The 24,112-nt window shown below is 63.4% G+C and carries 24 protein-coding genes; 11 read left to right on the forward strand and 13 right to left on the reverse strand.

The annotated features are described in order from the left end of the window. The first annotated feature begins 87 nt into the window (after positions 1–87). The 5 genes from LW136_RS06300 to LW136_RS06320 all read left to right on the forward strand — a co-directional run bounded on the left by LW136_RS06300 (position 88) and on the right by LW136_RS06320 (position 6,714). The gene (locus LW136_RS06300; protein WP_234174762.1) at positions 88–492 is read left to right on the forward strand and encodes a prepilin-type cleavage/methylation domain-containing protein; all 405 of its coding nucleotides are present in this window, start codon (positions 88–90) and stop codon (positions 490–492) included. Beyond that, positions 489–962: a prepilin-type N-terminal cleavage/methylation domain-containing protein gene (locus LW136_RS06305; protein WP_082041277.1), complete on the forward strand. Its 474-nt coding sequence runs from the start codon at positions 489–491 to the stop codon at positions 960–962. Before LW136_RS06300 ends, LW136_RS06305 begins: the two co-directional genes overlap by 4 nt. Positions 963–994: 32 nt before the next feature. Further along, on the forward strand, positions 995–1,834 hold the full coding sequence (locus tag LW136_RS06310; RefSeq protein WP_234174763.1) for a type II secretion system protein: 840 nt from the start codon (positions 995–997) through the stop codon (positions 1,832–1,834). Beyond that, on the forward strand, positions 1,815–2,237 hold the full coding sequence (locus tag LW136_RS06315) for a hypothetical protein (RefSeq protein ID WP_234174764.1): 423 nt from the start codon (positions 1,815–1,817) through the stop codon (positions 2,235–2,237). The genes LW136_RS06310 and LW136_RS06315 overlap by 20 nt, the downstream gene beginning before the upstream one ends. Before the next feature lie 88 nt (positions 2,238–2,325). Continuing rightward, positions 2,326–6,714 (forward strand): DUF6701 domain-containing protein, encoded by a 4,389-nt coding sequence (locus LW136_RS06320; RefSeq protein ID WP_158525222.1) that lies wholly within the window; start codon positions 2,326–2,328, stop codon positions 6,712–6,714. Between the two features lie 315 nt (positions 6,715–7,029). On the opposite strand, the gene LW136_RS06325 is transcribed toward LW136_RS06320, so the two are convergent. The 8 genes from LW136_RS06325 to LW136_RS06360 all read right to left on the reverse strand — a co-directional run bounded on the left by LW136_RS06325 (position 7,030) and on the right by LW136_RS06360 (position 13,977). Continuing rightward, positions 7,030–7,431 carry an META domain-containing protein gene (locus LW136_RS06325; protein WP_041013235.1) on the reverse strand — a complete coding sequence of 134 codons (402 nt, stop codon included), beginning with the start codon at positions 7,429–7,431 and terminating at the stop codon, positions 7,030–7,032. Continuing rightward, a complete protein-coding gene (locus LW136_RS06330) occupies positions 7,428–7,868 on the reverse strand; it encodes a hypothetical protein (RefSeq protein ID WP_041013236.1) in 441 nt (146 codons plus the stop codon). The genes LW136_RS06325 and LW136_RS06330 overlap by 4 nt, the downstream gene beginning before the upstream one ends. Positions 7,869–7,964: 96 nt before the next feature. After that, positions 7,965–8,771 (reverse strand): dienelactone hydrolase family protein, encoded by an 807-nt coding sequence (locus tag LW136_RS06335; RefSeq protein ID WP_041013237.1) that lies wholly within the window; start codon positions 8,769–8,771, stop codon positions 7,965–7,967. Positions 8,772–8,956: 185 nt separating this feature from the next. Continuing rightward, positions 8,957–9,658: an ABC transporter ATP-binding protein gene (locus tag LW136_RS06340; RefSeq protein ID WP_234174765.1), complete on the reverse strand. Its 702-nt coding sequence runs from the start codon at positions 9,656–9,658 to the stop codon at positions 8,957–8,959. A 2-nt stretch (positions 9,659–9,660) separates the two neighbouring features. Beyond that, positions 9,661–10,428 carry a high-affinity branched-chain amino acid ABC transporter ATP-binding protein LivG gene (gene livG, locus LW136_RS06345; RefSeq protein ID WP_023444302.1) on the reverse strand — a complete coding sequence of 256 codons (768 nt, stop codon included), beginning with the start codon at positions 10,426–10,428 and terminating at the stop codon, positions 9,661–9,663. Next, positions 10,425–11,681 carry a high-affinity branched-chain amino acid ABC transporter permease LivM gene (locus LW136_RS06350; protein WP_023444301.1) on the reverse strand — a complete coding sequence of 419 codons (1,257 nt, stop codon included), beginning with the start codon at positions 11,679–11,681 and terminating at the stop codon, positions 10,425–10,427. The genes livG and LW136_RS06350 overlap by 4 nt, the downstream gene beginning before the upstream one ends. After that, the gene (livH, locus tag LW136_RS06355; protein ID WP_003299167.1) at positions 11,678–12,601 is read right to left on the reverse strand and encodes a high-affinity branched-chain amino acid ABC transporter permease LivH; all 924 of its coding nucleotides are present in this window, start codon (positions 12,599–12,601) and stop codon (positions 11,678–11,680) included. Before livH ends, LW136_RS06350 begins: the two co-directional genes overlap by 4 nt. A gap of 257 nt (positions 12,602–12,858) precedes the next feature. Continuing rightward, complete coding sequence (locus tag LW136_RS06360; RefSeq protein ID WP_041013239.1) at positions 12,859–13,977, reverse strand: branched-chain amino acid ABC transporter substrate-binding protein; 1,119 nt, start codon at positions 13,975–13,977, stop codon at positions 12,859–12,861. Between the two features lie 199 nt (positions 13,978–14,176). Between LW136_RS06360 and LW136_RS06365 the strand changes: the two genes are divergently transcribed. Next, positions 14,177–14,494, forward strand: a complete 318-nt coding sequence (locus LW136_RS06365; RefSeq protein ID WP_014821206.1) for a DUF2288 domain-containing protein — start codon at positions 14,177–14,179, stop codon at positions 14,492–14,494. A gap of 23 nt (positions 14,495–14,517) precedes the next feature. Here the strand turns inward: LW136_RS06365 and phnE are convergent, their stop codons facing one another. Genes phnE through LW136_RS06385 form a run of 4 tightly spaced genes read right to left on the reverse strand, consistent with a single transcriptional unit; the run spans position 14,518 to position 17,840 of the window. After that, complete coding sequence (gene phnE / locus LW136_RS06370) at positions 14,518–15,285, reverse strand: phosphonate ABC transporter, permease protein PhnE (RefSeq protein ID WP_234174766.1); 768 nt, start codon at positions 15,283–15,285, stop codon at positions 14,518–14,520. Next, on the reverse strand, positions 15,282–16,115 hold the full coding sequence (locus LW136_RS06375) for a PhnE/PtxC family ABC transporter permease (RefSeq protein WP_234174767.1): 834 nt from the start codon (positions 16,113–16,115) through the stop codon (positions 15,282–15,284). Before LW136_RS06375 ends, phnE begins: the two co-directional genes overlap by 4 nt. After that, on the reverse strand, positions 16,109–16,969 hold the full coding sequence (locus LW136_RS06380; protein WP_234174768.1) for a phosphonate ABC transporter ATP-binding protein: 861 nt from the start codon (positions 16,967–16,969) through the stop codon (positions 16,109–16,111). Before LW136_RS06380 ends, LW136_RS06375 begins: the two co-directional genes overlap by 7 nt. 19 nt (positions 16,970–16,988) lie before the next feature. Then, a complete protein-coding gene (locus LW136_RS06385) occupies positions 16,989–17,840 on the reverse strand; it encodes a putative selenate ABC transporter substrate-binding protein (protein ID WP_234174769.1) in 852 nt (283 codons plus the stop codon). 225 nt (positions 17,841–18,065) lie between these two features. Between LW136_RS06385 and LW136_RS06390 the strand changes: the two genes are divergently transcribed. Further along, positions 18,066–18,263 (forward strand): hypothetical protein, encoded by a 198-nt coding sequence (locus LW136_RS06390; RefSeq protein WP_041013243.1) that lies wholly within the window; start codon positions 18,066–18,068, stop codon positions 18,261–18,263. 85 nt (positions 18,264–18,348) lie between these two features. On the opposite strand, the gene LW136_RS06395 is transcribed toward LW136_RS06390, so the two are convergent. Then, the gene (locus tag LW136_RS06395; RefSeq protein ID WP_234174770.1) at positions 18,349–19,161 is read right to left on the reverse strand and encodes an undecaprenyl-diphosphate phosphatase; all 813 of its coding nucleotides are present in this window, start codon (positions 19,159–19,161) and stop codon (positions 18,349–18,351) included. Positions 19,162–19,440: 279 nt separating this feature from the next. Here LW136_RS06395 and LW136_RS06400 point away from each other — a divergent pair, with 279 nt between their 5' ends. The 4 genes from LW136_RS06400 (at position 19,441) to LW136_RS06415 (ending at position 23,997) form a co-directional block, all read left to right on the forward strand. Beyond that, the gene (locus tag LW136_RS06400; protein ID WP_090521607.1) at positions 19,441–20,328 is read left to right on the forward strand and encodes an NAD(P)-dependent oxidoreductase; all 888 of its coding nucleotides are present in this window, start codon (positions 19,441–19,443) and stop codon (positions 20,326–20,328) included. Next, positions 20,325–21,107, forward strand: coding sequence for a hydroxypyruvate isomerase family protein (locus LW136_RS06405; RefSeq protein WP_234174771.1), 783 nt, complete (start codon positions 20,325–20,327; stop codon positions 21,105–21,107). Before LW136_RS06400 ends, LW136_RS06405 begins: the two co-directional genes overlap by 4 nt. Positions 21,108–21,227: 120 nt before the next feature. Further along, positions 21,228–22,574 (forward strand): spinster family MFS transporter, encoded by a 1,347-nt coding sequence (locus LW136_RS06410; RefSeq protein ID WP_023444478.1) that lies wholly within the window; start codon positions 21,228–21,230, stop codon positions 22,572–22,574. Positions 22,575–22,731: 157 nt separating this feature from the next. Then, the gene (locus tag LW136_RS06415; protein ID WP_234174772.1) at positions 22,732–23,997 is read left to right on the forward strand and encodes an Hsp70 family protein; all 1,266 of its coding nucleotides are present in this window, start codon (positions 22,732–22,734) and stop codon (positions 23,995–23,997) included. Positions 23,998–24,112: the final 115 nt, after the last annotated feature.

Consider the following 24,112-nt stretch of genomic DNA (forward strand, 5'->3'; position numbering starts at 1 on the left):
CTTGAGGTTAGCAGTCGTCTCGCCGGCAGGGGCTGCGCAGGTACGTCGTATGGGGCCAGTCGTGGCTTCACAGTCGTCGAGCTGATCATGACGCTCGTCATCATCGGCATCCTCGCCGCCGTGGTGGGGCCGCGTTTCTTTGATCGAAAGGTGTTCGACGAACGCCTTTTCTTTGAAGAGACGGTCTCGGCTGTGCGCTATGCACAGAAGCTGGCCCTGGCCAGCGGCTGCCTGACCGAGGTCAGTTTGGGGACTGGTGGCTACCATCTGCGCCGCGCCGCGAACTGCACCTCGGGCGCGTTCAGCGCAGAGGTGCAGGGGGCGGATGGCCAGACGCCCTTCGCCAACACCGAGGTGCCCACGGGCGTGTCGGTGTCGGCGACCAATTTTCCCGTGGTGTTCGACTCGCTGGGGCGTCCCTCCGGCGCGGCGAGTGCCACCATCGGTGCGTTCACCTTCAGCGTGACCGCCGAAACCGGGCTGGTGCAATGAAACTCCAGCGCGGCATGACGCTCGTCGAACTGGTGATCACCATCGTGATCATCGGTATTGCGGCAGCGGCGCTGTTCACTGCCATGGCCTCGATAACGGCACGCTCCGCCGATCCTTTGCTGCGTCAGCAGAGCCTTGCGATTGCCGAGGCATATCTGGAAGAAATCGAGTTGCAGGCGTTTGCCCCGCAAGCGAACGCCGCGTGCAACCCGGTGCGTGCCTGTTTCAACGACGTTCGCGACTACGCGGGGTTGTCCGAGGCGCCGCGTGATGCATTCGGTACTGCGATTGCTGACTTGGCAGCCTATAACGTCGCCGTTTCGGTGAACGGCCCAGACGCCTGGAGCGGCGTTCAGTCCCTGCGTATTGACGTCAGCGTAACCGATCCAGCTGGCGCTACATTGCGGCTGAGCGGCTATCGCACCTGCTACGGCGAAACGGACGCCTCGGGGGCAAGCCTATGTCCCTGAAGCCGCGCGGCTTCACCTTGGTGGAGCTGGTTATGGTCATCGCACTGGCTGGCCTGGTGGCTGTGATGATTTCAACGGTGTTGGGTCGGCCGATGGAAAGCTTCGCGGCGCAGAGTCGTCGTGCCGAGTTGGTCGATCTTGGCGCGGGCGCCCTGCAACGGATGGCGCGCGATGTCAGGCTTGCGGTTCCCAACTCGCTGCGCGTGTCCGCTGACGGGCAGGCCGTCGAATTGCTGTTGATCCATAGCGCCGGCCGATACCGCCCGAACCGCAACGACAGCGATGGGCTACGTTTCGGCGAAGTCGCGACCAACTGCGGAAGTACAACAGCGGACCTGAGCTGCGACAGCGTCCAGCTGCTTGCTCCATCGATGGATCTCTCGGGGGCGCGCTGGATGGTGCTATACAACGTCGGCGCCGAGTCTGGCGGTATACCACTCGCTGGCTCGAACGTCTGGAAGTTTGCCAATCCGGGTGTGATCACCCCGAGCGGGACAACCTTTTCGCTGCGAGCCGGTGCGCCGGCGGGCGAGTCGCTCATTGCTCTCGGCAACCTGCCCTCCGGTGGCTTCCGCTTCGCCCTGGCATCTCCCCAGCGGCGAGTGTATCTGGCTGAACGTGTTGTGGGGTATCGCTGCCAGGGTGGCGAGCTGGTGCGATACAGCTATGAGGAATTGCTGGATGACATTCCTTCCTCGCCACCTATGGGCTCCAGTCCTCGAAAAGTCGCCGAGCACGTTAGCCAGTGTCGCTTCAGCTACCGAGCTGGTACTGCGCAGCGGGGAGGGTTGCTAAGCCTTGCGCTCGGTATCGCTCAGGAGGGTGAGACTCTTCGCATCACCCAACAGGTTCATGTCGACAATGCGCCCTGATTTGCGATCACCGCAGCATTCGGCCGGGTTCGGGCTGGTTGCGGCCTTGTTCCTGATGATTGTGGTGACCGTGATCATCGTGACCATGGCGCATCTGTCAGCCACTCAGCACGGGATCAGCAGCCTTGCGATCCAACAGGCGCGCGCATACCAGGCTGCACGAGCAGGGCTCGAGTGGGGTATCGCGCGGGCTCTGGAAGACGGGGCCTGTCCTGCAGGCTCGTTGAACCTGAGCGGCAGCCTGTCGGAGTACAGCGTGGCGGTAACCTGCACCTCGAGTGCTTACATGGAAAACACATCCACCGTCGCGATCTACCGGCTGACCGCGACTGCACAGAACGGCACGCCGGGAAGCCGCTCGGATTATGCCTATCGCCAGTTGACCGCCGTCGTGGAGCGTTGAATTGAAACAGGGAAGCGTGATGGTGCATCTATTGTTGGCCGTCTGTCGGCTCTTGCCCGTATGGACGCTGCTCCTGGCAGGACAGGCGATGGCCGAGAGCTATGCGCTGGAGCCTAACCAGAAGAATCTGCCCCCATGCAGCGGTACCTGGAGCAAGAGCAACGGCAATAGTGTCTTCACGTGCTCGGGCCAGGTAACGCTAAGTGCGGGCGACATGCTCGCTGCAAGCGGTGCTGTAACGCTACGGGCTGTCGGTTTCTCGATTGCCAGTGCCACCGTCGGCAGCAGCAGCTGGCCAATCTCCATAGAGGCTGACTGGAATGGCGTCACGACGACCGGCACGTCCAGTTTTAGTGGGGCGGTGTCGTCCAACGGCAATATTTCGTTGGGCAACGCGACAATCGCTGGCAGCCTGACTGGGAAAAACTCGGTCACGATGAGCGGTGGCAGCGTCGGAGGGGATGTCAGCTCGGTCTCGGGCTCGATTCGGCTCACCAGCGTCGCAGTGGCAGGCACGGTAACTGCCAATAGCGAATCCATCACGCTTAGCGGCGGCAGCGTGGCCGGGCTGGTCAACAGCGACTGCTGTAACGTGGTAACCACTGGAACCAATCTTCAAGGTGGAGCCCGTTCGGGGTCGTCTTCGCTATCGATTACCGGTGGGACCATCCAGGGCGATTTCTCCTCGGTAAACAACCCCGCCACGTTCAGTAACGTGACGATGCTGTCCGGTACGGTCGTAGCAGGGTCGATTTCTTTTACCGACAGCACGGTTGGCTCTTCGGCCGCGTCTGTCACGATGACGTCTCGCTACAACGCAATCAGCCTGTTTGGATCGCAGGTCTATGGTGACCTCACTGCGCCGAGTTACTCCACGGTCAATGTGCGCGATGGCAGTGCCGTCTATGGCACCTGCCGGCCAAACTCCACGCCGGCGAACGCCTGCAAGAGCAAGACTTTGCTGCTTAGCTGGTGGCTGAACGAGGGGAGTTGGAGTGGAGCGGCTGGCGAAGTACTGGATCGCTCCGGCAACAACCTTAACGGTCAGGCCTACAACGGTGCGTGGACCGCAGCTACGACGCCGGCGCTTCCCACGGTTGGCGGACAGGGCACCTGCCGTTATGGCAGCTTTACTGCTGCGTCCCGGCAATATGTTCAGACCGCGCATAGTGATCTGCTGAGCCTGCAGCAGGAGTTCACCATTGGAGTGTGGGTCAGACCGCGGACGCTACCAGCAAGCGGCCTCATGAGCATTCTGTCCAAGGACGAAAACTACGAGTTCCACCTGCGCCCGGACGGCACGGTCAACTGGTGGTGGCAAACCACCGGCCCGAACGCCACCCGGGAGTTCAGCAGTACTGGCAAGGTGGCGGTTGGCCAGTGGAATCATGTGGTAATTCGTTATACCGCGGCCCAGCAGTCGATCTATATAAACGGAGCGGTGGCAGGCCAGGCGAGCCTCAGTGGTACTCCGCTCGCCAACAGCGATCCACTGCAACTGGGCTGGGACCAGCTCGCCGGTCGCTATTTCGACGGCGATCTCGACGAGTTGCGCATCTATCAAGGCGCGCTCAGCGACTCGGATATCGCTGCGTTGGCGACCGAGCGCCATGCCTGTAGTCAGGCACTGCAGTGCGTCAGCGATGATTTCGACAGGCCGCTGTTGGGCACCGATTGGGTGGTATCCAGTCGAGGCCTCACGGGGTTCACGCCTGCCATCATCGGCAACCGACTGCGCCTGACCAGCAATCAGGGCAACGTGGCCACGGCGAGTGCCTTGCAACGACTGTTTCCGGGAGAGGGCAATTTCATCCAGGCGCAGTTCAAGTACTACGCCTACAACGGCAATGGGGCTGACGGCATCGCGTTGATCCTTTCGGATGCCACGCAGACGCCACAGCCGGGTGGGTACGGAGGCTCGCTGGGCTATGCGCAGCTCAATTCCACCAGCGGCTTCGCAGGGGGGTGGCTGGGTATCGCGCTGGACGAATACGGTAACTTTTCCAACCCGACGGAAAATCGCCAGGGTGGACCAGGGTTGCGGCAGGACTCGGTTTCGATACGTGGCCCAGGCTCCGGCACATCCGGTTATCGCTACCTTGCTGGCACCCCGGCAGGGCTTAATCCAGGGGTAGACAGTGCATCCAGCAACAGCCCTGCACCTGGCCACATCTACCGCATCACCATAGACGCGCGAACGGCAGGCAAGGCGCTGGTTACCGTCGAGCGCGATACTGGATCAGGATTCGTGGTGCTTCCGGGGTTGGAGAGTTTCGATGCTCTGGCCGCATCAGGCCAGACGTCGATCCCGGAAAATCTCTACTTGTCCCTGACGGGGTCCACCGGTGGCTCGAACAACATCCACGAGATCGATGACCTGCAGGTCTGCGCAAGCGAGATCAAGCCGATCGGCCAGCAGATACATCATTTCGACCTGAGCTACTCGACGCCTGTCCTTACCTGCAGCCCCCAAGAAGTCATCGTTACGGCGTGCCTGAATGAAGATTGCTCGCAGCGCTACACGGATCCAGTATCAGTCGCGCTGACCTCCACGGATGGCGCAGTCTGGCAGAACGGGAGCACCGTCAACTTCACAGGTGGCCAAGGCAGGGCGAGTGTCCAGGTCACCAAAGTGGGCGAAGCCGTGATTGGCGTCGGCGGATCGACCCCGTCGGCGTTGTCATTCAATACCACGACCTGTTCGACAGCAGGGTGCAAGCTGATGGCCGTAGAGAGCGGCTTTCTGTTCGATGTTCCTACGCTTACCGCGGCCAAGCCCCAGGAAGAGATCGCCTTCCGTGCGGTCAAGGCCGATCCAGACGATCCGTTGGAGTGCAAGCCGGGCTTCGCGGGCGGCACGCGAAACATCGTGTTCAGTTCAACCTATGCCAATCCGGCGACTGGCACTCATCCTGTGATCGTCAATGGTCAGGCAATAGGCGCGAACGAGACTGAGGTGCCGCTCAGTTTCGACAGTCAGGCAGTTGCCAGGCTTTCGGTGCGCTACGACGACGCCGGCCTGATGACCCTGGCAGCACGATATGCGCCCACATCGGGCAATGAGGCAGGGCTGCTGATGCACGGCAGCGACCAGTTCGTCAGCAAGCCCTACGGACTCTGCATCCAGACGATTCCTGCGGCGGAACAGGCGTGTGCCAGTGACGACACCACGTGCCCATTGTTCAGCAACGATGGGACGATCATCCGGGCCGGCGATCCTTTCCCGGTCTCGGTTCGGGCAGTGGGTTGGCAGAGTGACGGCGAGGCGCTTTCAGCTGACCAGTTGTGCGTTGGGAATATCACGACGCCGAACTTCGAGTTGGCCGGGATCGCTCTGACCAGTGAGTTGCTGGCTCCCGCGTCCGGCGAGACCGGGACGCTCTCATTGACTGCTTACTCCCATGTTCGGGGTGTAGAGACGAAGCTGGTCGACGCCGCTCAGCAGACCGTGATGTCTATATCGGAAGTGGGCATCTTTCGCTTGGTCGCCACGCCGCCGGATTATTTCGACGAACCGATAGATGGTGGAAGGAGCAACCGGCTCGGAAGGTTCTCACCGGCATTTCTCGGCGCTACCGGCAGCGCCAGCCTGACGCCCAGTTGCGGCCTAAGATTCAGCTATCAAGGCCAGCCGATGGATTTCGCTGCCGGATGGGAGCCGTCGCTGACTGTTACTGGCTATAACCGCCAGGGTAGCGTAACTCAGAACTATGATCGCGGAGAGTTCTGGCGCCTGCTTGCACCAGAGGTCGGTGACTATGCATCGGCCGTAGGGCGTGCCGGGTTGGACGCGCGCCTTTTCGCGACCGGGAGCTCTACGGTTGCAATCGTAGGAGCGGATGACGGCGATGGCAGCAGGACTTATCGCTGGAGCGGTCAGTCGCTCATGTATTCCCCTGCCGACAAACCATCGGCGGACGATCTGCCATTCACCGCGAGGGTCGTCCAAACGTTTTCTGCGCCCAGTTTGACCGACGCCGACGCTGTGTGTGTGGCGGATACCGATTGCCAGCCTTTCAGCTACGCCTTCACCGATCAGCCCGGCAGCGAGGTGCGGCTTGGTCGTATCCAGATCGGCAATGCGCATGGCTCGGAGCTGCAGCCGTTAGTGCTGCCGCTCACGATCGAGTCCTGGCAAACGACCGCAGGCGGCTCCGCTTTTCGGATTGAGACTGAAGACCAATGTACTAGCGAGGCTGCGCTCGGCAGCGTGCAATTGGACGGTTTCACCGACCGGCTTGCCAACGGCGAGACAACTGCGGTGTTAGCCAGCATTGGCTTGGGAACGGGCCAGGTGGCGCTCAGCGCGCCGGGCTCCGGAAATGATGGATCAGTCCAGGTATCGCTGCCGGGCATGCCTGAGTGGCTTCGTTATGACTGGAGCGGCGCTGGGCGCGAGGCGGGTCGGGGCCTCGCCTCCTTCGGCATCTACGCAGGCTCGAAACCGCTGATCTTCCGCGGAGAAGTCTATCGCTAGGAGGCCGGGTTACCGCAAACGCAAAAAGGCCGCTCAATGAGCGGCCTTTTCGTCCGGGTGTAAAAGAGGGGAATCCCTGGCCTGCCTGTACCAGGGTCCCCGAAACTGGTTGATTCAGTCTATGCACTGGATGTGCCAGTTTCGTGAAGGTCGGCAGGCGGCTTTGCTCGGACTTGTTCGCAGGCGCTGAGCGCCGGAATCCGCGGGGCGGCGGGTCCCAGGCGCTGTGTCAGATGCGTCGTAAGGAAGGGTCGGCAGATGTGATCTCGCGTGAAAGCAGTGCGCATGCCTTGTTGCATGCGCACATTTGGCGCGTTATTCCTGTTCCGGCCAGAGCCGTAGCGGGGTGCCCTGGGCGGGCCAGAGGCGCAGTTGGTCGATGTTGGAGACATCCCAGCGCTCGACGCGATTGAGCAGATCGAGGAAGTGGTGCTCCTGCTCCATGATTTCCTCCGCGCACATCTTGCGTGTGCTGCCCAGGTTGCTGAAGCGGATCTGCTGGCCATCACGCTCGTAACTGCCGAACCAGTGGTTGCAGCCCGCGTTGCCGTAGGCGCGGCCGTCGCTCAGCGTGAGCGAGACGGGGGTGCGGCCGATCACGGCGTCATCGCCGATCCATTCGGCGATGTAGGTGACGTCGCGTTGCAGTTCGAGCTGTTCGGTGGCACAGCCTGTCAGGCCTAGGACTGCGATGAGTGGCAGGATTCGTGGAGTCATGCCTGTTGCTCCTTCTGGCAGCTGGGGCAGCGGTGCTGGTTGTTCTGACCGGACCAGCCCAATTCGGTGATGCGCGCCTGTGCGGCGGGCTTGCGCGCGGCCTCGCCGAGCTTGGCATCCACGGCGAACTCGAAGTCCAGCTGTTTGCCGCAGCTGTCGCAGGCGACCTGCCAGTTGAGGATTTCCAGTTCGCGGAATACCGGCCCGCTGGCCACCGCCATCCATTGCCCCGGTGGGTTGATCAGGTGGCGGACCTTCTCCACTGTCAGGCGCTGGGAAAGGTCGCGGCTGCCCTTGAGCGTGACGATCAGTACATCGCCGCTGCGAATCGAGCCGCCATTGCCGGTTACCTGATAGCGGCCCGGCGCCAGCGCACGGCATTCGGTGAGGGTGTGGGCGGGGTTGAGCAGGGTGTAGCGGAAATCGTGTTCGGCCATGACTCGTGATCGACGGTGAGTTGTGCGCGCAATGCTAGCACGCGGCCCGGCGGCAGGCGTGCCGCCGGGACGAATCACGGTCGAGAAGCGAGCCGATCACTGCGCCCGAGCGGTTGCCGGCGTGCCGAAAGTGTCTTCGAAAAAGCGTTGCATGTCGCGCCAGGAGCGTTCGTCCGCGGCCTTCTGATAGGCGACGTCCAGGCCATTCTTCTGGTGGGCGTCGGCGCCCGGATTGGTGAAACCGTGCTTGGCGCCGGGCAGGCTGACGAACTGGTAGTCGGCACCGGCCTTGACCATCTCGACGTTCAGCGCGGCGATGTCGTCGGTGCTGATCATGCTGTCCTCGCTGCCATGCTCGACCAGCACACGCGCCTTGACGCTGCCGGGGGCGGCGCGGGTTTCGGTGGCCAGCGCGCCGTGGAAGCTGACCACGCCTTCCAGCGGCACACCCTGTCGCGCCATGTCCAGAACCACCTTGCCGCCGAAGCAGTAGCCCACCGCGCCCAGTTTGGCGGTATCGGTCTGGGCCTGCTCCTTGAGCAGATCGAGGCCGGCATTGAAGCGGCCCTTGGCAGCATCGGCGTCCTTCAGTGCCGCCTGCATGAAGCTCATGGCGTCTTTCGGGTGATCGGTGTTCTTGCCTTCGCCGTACATGTCGATGGCCAACGCGCTGTAGCCCAGCTCAGCGAGGTCGCGAGCGCGCTGCTTGGCGTAGTCGTTCAGCCCCCACCATTCGTGTACCACGACGATGCCGGGACGCTTGCCTTCGATGGCGTCGTCATAGGCGTAATAGCCGATCATCTCGGTGCCATCGGCAGCGGTGTAGGGGATTTCCTGCGTCTGAATCTCGGCATTCGCAGTGACGCTGGCAACCATGAGCAGGCCGAACAGGCAGTGGCGCATCGTGAGGTCTCCTTGACGGGGCAATACGGCGTGAGTGAGCGGAGGGAAAAGCATAGCGGGTTCTTCGACTGCCGGGGCGGGGCAGGGGTTCGCCGGGGAGCCTGCGGGCGGCTGGCTACGCACGTCGGCGGGAAAATAAAAAGCCCCGCCAGGAGGCGGGGCTCGGTGCAGACGCAGGACCTGGTTCAGCCCCCCAGATAAGCGTCACGGACCTTCGGATCGGTCAGCAGATCCTGACCGCTGCCCTGCATGACGATATGCCCGTTCTCCAGCACGTAACCGCGGTCGGCCAGCTTGAGCGCCTGGTTGGCGTTCTGCTCGACCAGGAACACCGTCACGCCATCCTCACGCAGCTGTTCGATGATCTCGAAAATCTGCTGGATGATGATCGGCGCCAAGCCCAGCGATGGCTCGTCGAGTAGCAGCAGCTTGGGTTTGCTCATCAGCGCGCGGGCGATGGCGAGCATCTGCTGTTCACCGCCGGACATGGTGCCACCGCGTTGCTGGTAGCGCTCCTTGAGCCGCGGGAACAGGCCGAGCACCTTGTCCAGTTGCTCCTGGAAGTTCGTCTTGCCGGTGAAGAAGCCGCCCATGGAGAGATTTTCCTCAACCGTCAGGCGGGCGAAGATCCGCCGCCCTTCGGGTACCACGGCGATGGCCTTGCGCATGATGTCGCAGGTCTGCTGGCCGACCAGCTCCTCGCCCTGGAAGCGGATGCTGCCACTGGCCGCCTGCGGCGAGCCGCACAGGGTCATCAGCAGGGTCGACTTGCCGGCACCGTTGGCGCCGATCAGGGTGACGATCTCGCCCTGTTCGACCTGCACGTTGATGTCGTGCAGGGCCTGGATCTTGCCGTAGAAGGTCGAGACGTTTTCGAAAGTCAGCATGCTTACGCCTCCCCCAGATAGGCTTTGATCACGTCCGGATTGTTACGGACTTGCTCGGGTGAACCATTGGCCAGCGGGGTGCCCTGATTGATCACGTAGATGTGGTCGGAAATGCTCATGACCAGCTTCATGTCGTGCTCGATCAGCAGCACGGTGACCCCGTGTTTGTCGCGTAGCATGGCGATCAGGGCCTTGAGGTCCTCGGTTTCTCTGGGGTTCAGGCCGGCCGCCGGTTCGTCGAGCATGAGGATGCGCGGGCGCGTCATCATGCAGCGGGCGATCTCCAGACGGCGCTGCTGGCCGTAGGCGAGGGTGCCTGCCGGTCGATTGGCGACATCGGTCAGATTGACCTGTTCCAGCCAGTGCGCAGCGAAGTCCATCGCCTCGCGCTCGCTCTTGCGAAACGCCGGCGTCTTGAACAAGCCGGCAAGGAAGCCGGTGTTCAGGTGACGGTGCTGGGCCACCAACAGGTTTTCCACGGCCGTCATGTCCTTGAACAGGCGGACGTTCTGGAACGTGCGCACCACGCCCTGACGAGCGATCTTGTGGCCAGGCAGGCCGTGGATCGGCGTGCCGTCGAGGAGGATTTCCCCCGCGGTCGGCTGATAGAAGCCGGTCAGGCAGTTGAACACCGTGGTCTTGCCGGCGCCGTTGGGGCCGATCATCGAAACCACCTGTTTGTCATGTACCGTCAGCCCCACCTCGTTGACCGCCAGCAGGCCGCCAAAACGCATCATCAGGCCGCGTACTTCTAGAATCGGGCGGCTCATTGCTTCAGCTCCAGGTGTGGGCGTTGCATCGGCAGCAGGCCTTGCGGACGCCAGATCATCATCAGCACCATCAGGGCACCGAACATCAACATGCGGTATTCGCTGAATTCGCGCATCAGCTCAGGCAGCAGGATCATCACGATGGCTGCGAGGATCACCCCGAGCTGCGAGCCCATGCCACCCAGCACGACGATGGCGAGGATGATCGCCGACTCGATGAAGGTGAACGACTCCGGCGATACCAACCCCTGGCGTGCGGCGAAGAAGCTGCCGGCAAACCCGGCGAAGGTTGCACCTAGGGTGAAGGCCGAGAGCTTGATCACGGTGGGATTCATGCCCAGCGCGCGGCAGGCGATCTCGTCTTCGCGCAGGGCTTCCCAGGCGCGTCCGATAGGCATGCGTAGCAGGCGGTTGATCACGAACAACGTCAACAGCACCAGTAGCAGGGCAATCAGGTAGAGGAAGATCACCTTGTTCACCGAGTTATAGGCCACGCCGAAATACTCGTGGAACGTCTGCATGCCCTCGGCTGCGCGGCGGTCGAATGACAGGCCGAACAGGGTCGGTTTGTCGATGCCGCTGATGCCGTTCGGGCCGCCGGTGAGGTCGGTCATGTTGCGCAGCAGGATGCGGATGATCTCGCCGAAGCCGAGAGTCACGATGGCCAGATAGTCACCGCGCAGGCGCAACACCGGGAAGCCCAGCAGGAAGCCGAACAGCGCCGCCATCGCGCCGGCGATGGGCAGTGCAGTCCAGAACCCGACCCCGTAGTAGTGCGAGAGCAGCGCATAGGTGTAGGCACCGACGGCGTAGAAGCCGACGTAACCCAGGTCGAGCAGGCCGGCCAGACCGACGACGATGTTCAGGCCGAGGCCGAGCATCACGTAGATCAGGATCAGCGTGGCGATGTCCACCGCGCCACGTGACCCATAGAACGGCCACGCCAGCGCGACGAGGATCAGAGCGATGATGATCCAGCGTTGGGTCGAGGGCAGGGTAAGGAAGCTGCCTGCACCTGCGGGTACGCTCGGCAGGCTCGGGCTGGCGGCCCAGCCGGCGGCCAGGTGAGTACGGAACAGTTGCCAGACGAACATGGCTACCGCGCAGGCAGCAATGATCCAGAACGTACCGGCTTCGGCGCCATGCACTTCGACGCGAATGCCGACGGTGGTGAGCTTCAGGCCGAATACCGGTACCGCAACGGCGATGACCAGCAGGGCGCTGAAGAAGGCTGTACGGAGATTGCCGGTCATACCTTTTCCACCTCCGGGCGGCCGAGGATGCCGGTGGGGCGGAACAGCAGGACCAGCACCAGCAGGCTGAACGCCACGACGTCCTTGTACTGGTCGCCGAAGATGTCAGCACCGAAGGCCTCGGCCACACCAAGCACCAAGCCGCCGAGCATGGCGCCTGGAATGCTGCCAATGCCGCCGAGTACTGCAGCGGTGAATGCCTTGATGCCGGCGAGAAAGCCGATGTGCGGGTTGATCACGCCGTACTGCATGCTGATCAGCACAGCTGCGATGGCGGCCAGCGCAGCACCGATGACAAAGGTCAGGGCGATGATGCCGTTGGTGTTGATGCCCAGCAGGTTGGCCATCTTCAGGTCTTCTGCGCAGGCGCGGCAGGCGCGCCCCAGACGTGACCGCGAGATGAACATCGTCAGCCCGTACATGGCAACGAAGGTGACCACGAAGATCAGGATCTGCATGTACGAAATCACCACGCCATTCATGGTGCTTTCACCGAACACCAGATTGCCCGGCATCAGGTTGGGAATCGCCTTGTCCTTGGAGTCCTGAGCCAGCAGCACGACGTTCTGCAGGAAGATCGACATGCCGATGGCCGAGATCAGCGGAATCAGGCGATTGCTGCCACGTAGCGGGCGGTAGGCGACCCGTTCGATGCTGTAACCGTAGGCGCTGGTGACGATGATGGCGGCGACGAACGCACCCATCATCAAGATAGGCAGCGCATCCAGGCCCATCATGGACAGGCCGACAATGGCGATGAAGGCGACATACGAGCCGATCATGTACACCTCGCCGTGGGCGAAGTTGATCATGCCGATGATGCCGTACACCATCGTGTAGCCGATGGCGATCAGCGCATAGGTGCTGCCAACGGTGAGCCCGTTGATCAGCTGTTGTAGGTAGTGGTAAAGCTCAGGCATCACTGCTCTCCCGAAGTCCCTGCAATTGCGTTTCGGTCTGCTGCGCTGCCCACGTCGAACGCACCGCACACCCTGGCGCGGCGCCACTGCGGTACGGTGCCCTGCGGATCACGCACGGCATCGGTTCGAGGTGGGCCTGCTGTTCAGGCCGCTCGTTGAATTACAGGTACGGCAGGGCGACCCGGGTGCTTTTGGCTGGGCCGCCTGCTTAAAACAAAGCCCACAAGCAAGTGTGGGCTTCGTCAGGCTGATGGAATTTACTTGGCTTCGGTCTTGGTGCCGTCCTGGTGCCATTCGTAGACGACGAAGTTGAAGTCCTTCAGGTCGCCCTTCTCGTCGAAGGAGAGCATGCCGGTCGGAGTGTCGAAGGTATTGCTGCGCAGCGCCTCGGCGACCTTGGCGGTGTCGGTGCTGCCGGCTTTCTCGATACCTTCGGCAATGACCTGCACGGCGGCGTAGGCGGGGAATACGAACGGGCCGCTCGGGTCCTGCTTCTTGGCCTTGAAGCCGTCTACCAGTTCCTTGTTGCGCGGGTCCTGATCGAACGACTTCGGCAGCGTCACGTACATGCCTTCGGAAGCCGGGCCGGCGATGGCGGAGATTTCCGAGTTGCCGACGCCTTCCGGACCCATGAAGCGTACGTTCAGGCCTTTTTCCTTGGACTGACGCAGCAGCAGACCCAGTTCCGGGTGGTAGCCGCCGTAGTAGACAAAATCCACGCCTTCACGCTTGAGCTTGGCGATCAGCGACGAGAAGTCCTTGTCGCCGGCATTGATGCCTTCGAACAGGCCGACCTTGATGTTCTTGCTTTCCAGGGTCTGCTTGACGGCAGTGGCGATGCCTTCACCGTACTGCTGCTTGTCATGGATGACGGCGACGTTCTTCGGCTTGACGTGGTCGGCAATGAAGTTGCCGGCGGTCGGGCCCTGCAGGCTGTCGAGGCCGATGGTGCGGAAGATCAGCTCGTAACCGCGGGAGGTGATGTCCGGGCTGGTGGAAGCCGCGGTGATCATCAGGATGCCTTCGTCCTCATAGATGTCGGACGCCGGCTGAGTGGAGCTGGAGCAGAGGTGGCCGACAACGAACTGCACTTCGTCATTGACGATCTTGTTGGCCACCGCCACGGCCTGCTTCGGATCGCAGGCGTCGTCGTAGCGTACGCCTTCCAGTTGCTGGCCGTTCACCCCGCCGGCCTTGTTGATCTGCTCGATGGCCATTTCGGCCCCGATGAACTGCATGTCCCCGTACTGCGCCACCGGCCCGGTTACCGGCCCTGCCAATCCGATGCGGATCGTGTCGGCGGCCAGGGTGTAGCTGGCTGCGCCGGTCAGTGCCATTGCCAGGAAAATTTTCGAAAGACGCTGGTTGGTCTTCATAAGTGCTCCACTTGCATCGTTATTGTTTGAATCCTGCGGGCCCGAGTGCCGTTAAGAGGCGAACATCCCGAAACGCTCCGGCAACTGTACCGGCACAGTGTAGAAGTGTCTCCTCCGTTTGCACAGCCGGCAGATTCAACCGTTTGATGGGAATCGGGGCGCGGGTATCATTGCGCGCTTTCCGAACCTGGTGATTCCCATGGCCGACGACGCAAGCACTCTTTATGCCAAGCTGTTGGGCGAAACCGCAGCGATTACCTGGGAAGAACTGCAGCCGTTCTTCGCTCGCGGAGCGCTGCTGCAGGTGGCTGGCGATGCTGATCTGGTCGAGGTGGCGCTAGCCGTCGCCGAGGACGATCAGACCAAGGTAGCGGCGTGGCTCCACGGCGGACAGCTGTCGAAGATGCAGCCCGAGCAGGCGCAGGACTGGCTGGAGCGTGACCCCGACCTCTGGGCCGTCGTGGTCGCACCCTGGGTGCTGGTGCAGGAGCGCGTCGGCAAACCTGCATTGCACTGAAATGGGGCGAGCTCAGGTTTAAGTCAGCCTCGCACCCAGCGCTGCCTGGCCCAGGCACTCAGGCTGTCGACCGCCAGTACCATCGCCAGCATGGCCAGAATCACCGTCGAGGCTTGGGCTTCCTGGAACAGGCTGAGGCTCATGTAGAGCATCTGGCCCAGGCCGCCGGCGCCAACGAAGCCGAGCACGCTGGCCATGCGAATATTGTTTTCCCAGCGGTACAGCGTGTAGGCCACCAGTTGCGGCCAGAGCGAGGGCAGCGTGCCGTAGCAGAATGCCGCGATGCGTCCGCTACCGGCCAGGCGAAGGGCGTCGGCGGGCTGCGGCGGGGTATTTTCCAGCGCTTCGGCGAACAGGCGCCCCAGCACGCCAGCCGTGTGCAGCGCCAGCGCCAGGGTGCCGGCGTTTGGCCCGAGCCCCGCTGCCAGCACCATCAGCGCGGCCCAAACCAATTCCGGAATCGCCCGTAGCGCATTGAGCAGCAGGCGCGATGCTGCCTGCGCCAGCAGACCGAAACGGCCAGCCGCGGGGAGTGCCAGCAACAAGCCGAACAGGGCTGCGAGCAATGTGCCGACGGCCGACATCGCCAGTGTTTCCAACGTGCCGCGAGCGATCGCCTGCAGATGCGCGGGCGACAGGTCCGGCGCCATGAATCCCGAAGCGTAGGCGGCCATCTGCGTAAGGCCGTCTCGGCTGAGCAGCGCGGCGCTTTCCAGCTGTAGGAAGGCAAAGGCAGCCACCACGGCCGCGACCAGCCCGGCCGGAATCAGCAGGCGCGACAGCCGTCTCATGTGAATCTCCAGCGCAGCATTCGGCTCAGCAGATCGGCCAGCAGCACCAGCGCGAGGAACGTCAGCAACATGGAGGCGACTTCGCCGCCGGCGAACATGCGCATCGACAGGTCCATCTGCTGGCCGAGTCCACCGGCGCCGACGAAACCCATCACCACCGAGGCGCGGATCGCACATTCCCAGCGGTAGACGCTGTACGACAGCATCTCGCCCGTGGCCTGCGGCAGCACGCCGTAGAGAAATGCCTGCAGCCGCGAGGCGCCGGCACCGAGCAGTGCGCGGGCGGGGAGCGGGTCGACCGACTCGAAGATCTCGGCGTAGACCTTGCCGAGCATGCCGGCGTAGGTGATGGCGATGGCCAGCACGCCGGCGGTCGGCCCCAGGCCTACGGCGCGGACGAACAACAGCGCCCAGACGATTTCCGGGATGCTGCGCAGCACGATCAGCAGGCCGCGTACCGGCCAGCGCAGCGCTTGCGCCCACCACGCAGGGCGACCCGCACGGCCGAGCGCCGAGAGCGACAGCGCGCGGGTGGCAAGCAGGGCGCAGGGGAAGGCGACAGCCAGGGCCAGGGTCATGCCGGCAGTGGCGATCGCCAGGGTCTCCAATGTCGCCTGCCAGAGCAGGCCGAGGAATTCGCCACTGTGCTCCGGTGGCCAGAACGCTGAGAGAAACGTGCCCATGGTGTCGGCATTGCTGCCGTCGAACAGCACACCCAGGTCCAGCTCGCTCAGCCTTACCCCTGGCCACAGCAGCGCCACGGCCAGCAGGGTCAACATCAGGCGTGGCGCGGCGGCAGGATCGTGTCGGACAGTTGCGGGGTTCAGCATCGCGGAATGTTCAGTGGCGGGGTCGCTGCAGCAGGTGGCGACGGGGCATGCTGAAGCTGCTCATTGGCATACAGCGCCGCCAGCTCGTCGGGGCCGATTTCGCCGGCAGGCTTGTCGAACAGGATGCGGCCGTCACGCACGCCGACGATTCGCGGAAAGTGTTCCAGTGCCAGCTCCACCGCGTGCAGGCTCGCCAGCAGCGTGGCGTTGCGACGTTGCGCCTCGCGGTTGAGCACGCCCAGCGTGTGACTGGCGAGCACCGGGTCCATGGCTGAGACGGGTTCGTCGGCGAGGATCAGCTCCGGCGCCTGGTAAAGCATGCGGGCGATCCCGACCCGCTGCAGCTGGCCGCCGGATAGCTGATCGCAGCGCATGTACAGCTTGTCGGCAAGATCGAGGCGCCCAAGCGCCTCGGCAGCGCCACGGCGGTCCAGAGGATAAAGCAGGGTGAGGAGGCTTTTGGCTAGCGACCATTTGCCAAGACGCCCCGCCAGTACCGCCGTCACCACCCGCTGTCGCGGCGGTAGCGGCGGCGCCTGGTGGATCAGACCGATCTGGCTGCGCAGGCGTTGGCGAGCGCCCGCCGAGAGTGTCCAGGGGCGTTTGCCGAGCAGCTCGAGATCACCCTGATCAGGCTTGAGCGATGTGGCCAGCAGGCGCAGCAGCGTGGTCTTGCCAGCCCCGGACGGGCCAATGATGGCGACCCGTTCACCCTGCGCAACCTGCAGGTCGAGCCCGCACAGTGCGATCTGGCCGCCAGCGTGGGTGTGGCCCACGCCGGCCAGCTTCAGCGCCGGCTCAGGCTCAGGCTGTGCAGCGAGGCCTGGCGCCGGCGGTGTCTGCAATGTGCTCATTGCTGATGCTTACGTGCCATCACTTGAGCAGGCCGGCGGCGCGCGCGGCTTCTTCGATTCCGGCGTAGTTCTCCGGCTTGGTCTCGATAAAGCGACTAGCAGCCTGCAGATCAAGAATCGCCTTGTGCTCCGGGTTGTCCGGATCGAGGGCGAGGAAGGCAGCCTTGATCTTCTCGACCAGCGCCGGGTCGAGGTTGCCGCGCACGGTCCAGTTGTAGTCGTAATAAGGCGGAGTGGTGGAAATCACGCGGACCTTGTCGGTGTCGACCTTGCCGGCCGCGACCAGCTTGTCCCACACCGAGGCGTTGAGCACGCCGGCGTCGGCCTTGCCGGCCTCGACCCAGGCGGCGGTGGCATCGTGGGCGCCGGAGTAGGCGATGCGCTTGAAAAACTGTTCCGGCTGGATGCCGTCCTTCAGCATGAAGTAGCGCGGCATCAGGCTACCTGAGGTCGACGACACGGAGCCGAAGGCGAAGGTCTTGCCCTTGAGGTCGGCCAGCGACTTCACCTCAGGATCGGCGGTGATGAACTTGCTGGTGAACTGCTCGTCTTGCTCGCGCTGCACCAGAGGGATCGCATCGCCGGTCTTCAGGCGCGTCTGGACGAAGGTGAAACCGCCGAGCCAGGCGAGATCGAGGCGGTCGGAAGCCAGGGATTCGACCACGGCCGCATAGTCCGATACCGGGGTGAACTTCACAGGCATGCCCAGCTGCTGTTCCAGGTACTCGCCCAGCGGCTTGAACTTGCGAATCAGCTCGGTCGGGGCTTCGTCGGGGATAGCGGAAACCCGCAGGGTTTCAGCGGCGTGGGTAGTAGCAATAGACAGGGACAGGGCAAGGCCGGCGACGGCTGCCAGGGAGCGCTTCAGCATTGAGGGTTCTCCGGTTCAATAGCGGAAAAAGCGCGCGGATTATAGAGCGTGGCAGGCGTGTGGCGCCAAGGGAAAGCTGCACAGGGATGCTTGGAGCGCTTCTGGCACATTTCCATTGCAGAAATATCGTGTAACACGACGAACTTTTTTCAGGCCCTAAACCTAAGTGATCTGTAGTGGCCGAATATGTGCAATGTGCCACCCCCGCAGGCAAAGGAAGCGAATGTGAAGTGCGATAAGAAGCGTCAGTCCACCATGGTCTGGGCAGATGGTCACTCGTTCAGAGAGGTAGCGCGAATTCAGGCGCAACCTGTTGGCAGCGCGGAAATACGCAGCGTGCCTTTGACCGAGAAGATGTTCACCGAGGCGCGTATCGCAGCTGTCCTGCTCGGCCCACTGCTGATCGACCTGCCTCAGGGCTGATTGGGCGACCTCGCTCCGGCCAGCGCCGCGGCAGCGCGAGGGATCGCAAGCCGCGGCAAGGCGTTCAACGTATCAGCAGGTGCGCTCAGGCGCCGGCGAACAGTACCAGCAGCACCACACCGAGGATCAAACGGTAGATCACGAACGGCAGCATGCCGACGCGCTCCAGCAACTTCAGGAAGATGTGGATGCACAGGTAGGCACTCACCGCCGACAGCACCACACCCAGCCCCATCGCCGTCCAGTCAACCGCTACCCCGCCTTCCACCAGGTCGAGTGTGCTCAGCCCGCTGGCAAGCACGATCACCGGGATCGACAGCAGAAAGGAAAAGCGTGCTGCGCCGGAGCGCGACAGGCCCAGCAACAGCCCGGCGGTCATCGTCACGCCCGAGCGCGAGGTGCCGGGAATCAGCGCCAGCGCCTGGGCGCAACCGATCAACAAGATGTCCTTCCAGTTCAGGCTGTGCTCGTCGCGCGTTTGCGGGATTCGCCGGCTGACCACGTCCGACCACCACAGCAGCAGACCGAAGCCGATGGTCGCCCAGGCAATCACCAGCGGCGAGCGCAGCTGGACTTCGATGAAGTCCTTGAACAGCAGCCCGGCGATGCCGACCGGAACCGTTCCAAGGATCACCGCCCAGGCCAGCCGGCTGTCACCGACACGCTCGCGGCGGGCTAGCGATGCGAACCAGTCGCGCGTCATGCCGAAGACTTCCAGGCGGAAGTACCAGACCACTGCGGCCAGGGTGCCGAGGTGCACCGCCACGTCGAATGCCAGTCCCTGGTCGTCCCAACCCACCAGGTGCGGGAAGAGGATCAGATGAGCCGAGCTCGATACCGGCAAGAACTCGGTTAGTCCCTGCACGATGGCCAGGACGATGATCTGAATTAAATCCATTGCTTGTTTCCTGCGATTTCTTCTGATGCACGCGCGTTGCCAAGGGCAGGCGTGCGTTGAGCGGATGGGTCTGCGCGAGGCGATGCCTCGGGGCCTCCTTCAGAGGCGCTCGACGGCGGATCGTTCCAGTTGGTCGGGCAATTTGCTGGATCGGTCACAGTGGCATTGTGGCAGCAGGAGGGGGCATTGAGCAGTTGAGGGATGAGGGAGGTACATCGTTTGGCCGTTCCTGGCGGTGCGGCGCTAGAATCACGACCTCGTTCGTCTAGGAGCCGCCTCATGTCCGACCTGCCAACCCTCGCTTTTGCCGGTATCGGCCTGATGGGCCTGCCGATGTGTCGACGTCTGCTGGCGGCGGGGTATCGCCTGGCGGTGTGGAATCGCTCGCCCGAGAAGTGCCAGCCGCTGGTAGAGCTGGGGGCCAGGGCGGTGGCGACGCCCGCTGAGCTCTGTGCCGAGGCCGACATTGTGCTGTTGTGTCTGGCCGACACCGCCGCTGTGCGCGAGGTGCTTTTCGGCAAGGGCGGCATCGCCGAAGGTGGCAAGGCCGACAAGCTGCTGGTCGATCACTCGAGCCTGGAGCCGACGGCAACCCGCGACATGGCCGCCGAGCTGGAATTTCGCAGTGGCATGCGCTGGGTCGATGCCCCGGTCTCCGGTGGAACGCCGGGCGCGGAAGCCGGCAGCCTGGTGATCATGGCCGGCGGACGCGCCGAGGATGTCGAGCGGGTACGGCCGGTGCTGATGAATCTGGGCCAGCGCCTTACCCATATGGGTGGGGTCGGCGCCGGCCAGGTGACGAAGGTCTGCAATCAGATGATCGTCGCCTGCAATGCGCTGGTGATCGCCGAGGTCGTGGCCTTGGCCGAACGTGCCGGAGTCGACGCCAGCCTGCTGGCACCGGCGCTGGCCGGCGGCTTCGCCGATTCCAAGCCATTGCAGATCCTCGCCCCGCAGATGGCAGCGAGCGAGTTCGAACCGGTGAAGTGGCATGTACGGACCTTGCTCAAAGATCTGGATACGGCTGTCAAACTGTCCCGTGAGCAGGGATCGGCGACGCCCTTGAGCGGCCTGGCCGCGCAGCTGATGCGCCTGCACGGCAGCCAGGGCAATCTGGAGCGCGACCCCGCCACGCTGGTGCAGATGTACCGGGAGGGCGACCAATGAAGATCGCCGCTAATCTATCGCTGCTGTTCACCGAGCTGCCGCTTACCGAACGCATCCTCGCCGCCCGCACCGCCGGTTTCGATGGCGTGGAGATCCAGTTTCCTTACGAAGTGCCGGCCATTCGCCTGAAAGAGCAACTCGAGCGCGCCGGCATGCCGCTGGTGCTGATCAATCTGCCCGCCGGCGATCTGCTGCAGGGCGGACCAGGTCTGGCGGCGGTGCCGGACCGGCAGGAGGCCTTCGACGCTGCTCTGCAGGAGGCGCTGACCTATGCGCTGATGGTTCGACCGGCCAGTGTCAACGTGCTGCCGGGCCGCCTCGCCGAGGGCGTCGACCGCGAGCTGGCGCTGGAGACGCTCGAGCACAACCTGTGGAAGACCGCCGACGCCTTCGACATGCTCGGCATCCGTGTGCTCTGCGAAGCGATCAACCCGCTCGACATGCCAGGCTTTCTGATCAACAGCGCGGCGGATCTGGAGGCTCTGCTGCAGCGCGTCGATCACCCCAACTGCCTGGCGCAACTGGATTTCTACCATATGGCACGCCAGCAGCTGGACCTGCCCAGCTGCATTACCCGGCTGGGCGAGCGCATCGGTCATGTGCAGTTCGCCGACTGCCCGGGCCGCGGCGCGCCTGGTAGTGGTGAGCTGGACTTCAGCGCAGCGCTGCAGGCCTTGCAGGCCAGCGGCTACCAGGGCTGGCTGAGCGCCGAATACAAACCGGGGGAGCAGGGCACCGAAGCCGGCCTGGGCTGGCTGGCCGAGTGGCGCGGGCGCTGAGCCATCGCGGGGCATAAGCGAAGGTGATGTTCGGAGACAGGATCAGGCACAGACTCTAGAGTCATGGTCGAGTCCCGGCTGGTCTGCGGCCGGAATATAAGAACAATCGAGACCGACGTCATGCAGCCTTCCACCCAAGCATCCAACGCCTGGCGCGTGCTGTTTCTGCTCTTTCTGGCGAACCTGTTCAACTTCTTCGATCGCACCATACCGGCGATCATCGCCGAGCCGATCCGCCTGGAGTGGAGCCTCAACGATTTCCAACTCGGCCTGATCGGCACCGCCTTCACCATCGTCTACGCCATTGCCGGGCTGCCCCTGGGGCGCATGGCGGACCTCGGTTCGCGGCGCAAGATCATGGGCTGGGGGCTCACCGCGTGGAGCGGCCTGACCGCGATTAACGGCCTGGCCTGGAACTTCTGGAGCTTCCTGCTGGTGCGCATGGGCATCGGCATCGGCGAGGCCAGTTACGCGCCCGCCGCCAACTCGCTGATCGGCGACCTGTTTCCGGCGCACAAGCGCTCCCGGGCCATGGGCATCTTCATGCTCGGCCTGCCGTTGGGCCTGTTGCTGGCGTTCTTCACCATCGGTTCCATGGTAGAGGCGTTCGGCAGCTGGCGCGCGCCCTTCTTCATCGCCGCGGTGCCGGGCCTGGTGCTGGCGCTGTTCATCTTTCTGATCAAGGAGCCCAAGCGCGGCGCCGCCGAGACCGTCAAGGTTTCCCAGGAGCCGGTGCAGCAGCCGATCCGCAAGGTGCTGTCGATTCGCACCTTCTGGTGGCTGGTGCTGGCCGGCCTGGCATTCAACTTCGCCACCTATGCCTGCAACGCCTTCATGGTGCCGTTGCTGATGCGTTATCACGGTGTCTCGCTGGTACAGGCGTCGGTCGCCACCGGCGTGATCGTCGGCTTGACCGGCCTGTTCGGGTTGACCCTGGGCGGCTGGGTCGCTGACCGTATCCACCAGCGCTACGCCCGTGGTCGCCTGATCTTCGCCGCTGTGAGCATGTTGATCGCGACCATCGCAACCGGCTATGCGCTGCTGGCCGGCCGCATCGAGGTCGGCATGTTCGTCGCGGTGTTCAGCATTGGCTGGTTGTTCTCCTACAACTTCTATACCTGCGTCTACACGGCAATTCAGGACGTGGTCGAACCGCGCCTGCGGGCCACGGCCATGGCGCTGTTCTTTGCTGGCCTGTACCTGCTGGGCGGCGGCATGGGGACAGTAGTGGTGGGGCTGCTCTCGGACCACTTCGCCGAAGGGGCGATGCTGGCAGCGGGCGCCAGCGAGATGGCCGAGGCCTTCCGTGCCGAGGGTCTGCACGGGGCGATGTATCTGATACCGGCGTCGCTGCTGCTGACCATGCTGTTCCTGTTCCAGGCATCGCGGACCTTCTGCGCCGATGCCAAGCGCATGACTGCCGGGATGACGGCCGATGCGCCCGGCGCGGAGGCGGTGCCTGCCTGATACGTTTGCGTTATGGGGTTTGTGCCCGGACCAGCGATGGCCGGGCATTTTTTTGTCTGGAGAAAGCCATCGAGGGGCTAACCGACGATAGGCCTGCATCGGCGGGCCGCCTCCTTTACACTGCGCGGCCGTTTTTTCAGTACCCGTGGAACACGCCATGCTCAACGCCTCATCCGCCCGCGCCTGCGGCATCGACTTCGGTACTTCCAACTCCACGGTTGGTTGGTGGCGCCTGGACGTGGACCCGCTGATCGCGCTCGAGGGCGAGCAACCGACCTTGCCGTCGGTGGTGTTCTTCAATCTCGAAGAGCGCCGGCCGGTCTACGGTCGGCAGGCGCTGAGCGAATATCTGGAGGGCTATGAAGGCCGCCTGATGCGTTCACTCAAGAGCCTGCTCGGCTCCAAGCTGCTGAAAAGCGAAACCACCGTGCTCGGCAGCGCCATGCCGTTCAAGGAAATCCTCGGCCTGTTCCTCGGCACCCTCAAGCAGCGCGCCGAAACGGCTGCCGGCCGGCCATTCGAGGAAGTCGTGCTGGGGCGGCCGGTGTTTTTCGTCGATGACGACCCGCAGGCCGACCGGGAGGCATCGGACACCTTGGCCGCTGCCGCCCGCAAGATCGGCTTCAAGGACGTGTCCTTCCAGTACGAGCCGATCGCCGCGGCCTTCGATTACGAGTCGCGTATCGAACGCGAAGAGCGCGTGCTGATCGTCGATATCGGCGGTGGTACCTCCGACTTCTCGCTGGTGCGGCTGTCGCCCGAGCGTCGGGACGTCGATGATCGACAGGCTGATATTCTCGCCACCGGCGGTGTGCACATCGGCGGTACCGACTTCGACAAGCAGCTCAGCCTGAGCGGGGTGATGCCGTTGTTCGGCTATGGCAGCCGGATGAAGAGCGATGCACCGATGCCCACCAGCACCCACCTCAACCTGGCCACCTGGCACACCATCAACGCCGTTTACGCGCCAGCCTCGCTACGGGCGTTGCAGAGCATGCGCTACGACATCGTCGACCCCACCGGTATCGACCGGCTGTTCCGCTTGATCGAGCAGCGCGCCGGACACTGGCTGGCGATGCAGGTGGAGCAGGGCAAGATCGAGCTGACCGAGGCGGAGCAGTTCGCCATCGACTTCCAGCGTATCGAGCCGCAACTGCAGGTCGAGCTGACCCGCCAGGGCTTCGAAGGCGCCATCGCCGCACTGCTTGACCGTATCGGTGGCAGCATCAATCAGCTGCTGGCGGATGCCGGCGTGCGCCATGAAGAGGTCGATACGGTGTTCTTCACCGGTGGCTCGAGCGCCATTCCGGCACTGCGCGACAGCGTTGCCGGGCTGCTGCCCCGTGCACGGCATGTGGAAGGTAATCGCTTCGGCAGCATCGGCAGCGGATTGGCCATCGAGGCGCGCAAGCGCTACGGTTGAAATGAAATCCCGGCGTTGCTGACACAAATCTTCACACTGCCGGGATAACACCCGGCGTGGCGTGCGGGTCTCAATACGGATGCTCCAGCGGAGCGTGTCATTGAGGGATAACGCA

It is taken from the genome of Stutzerimonas kunmingensis (genome assembly GCF_021432085.1).
Lineage (GTDB): Bacteria > Pseudomonadota > Gammaproteobacteria > Pseudomonadales > Pseudomonadaceae > Stutzerimonas.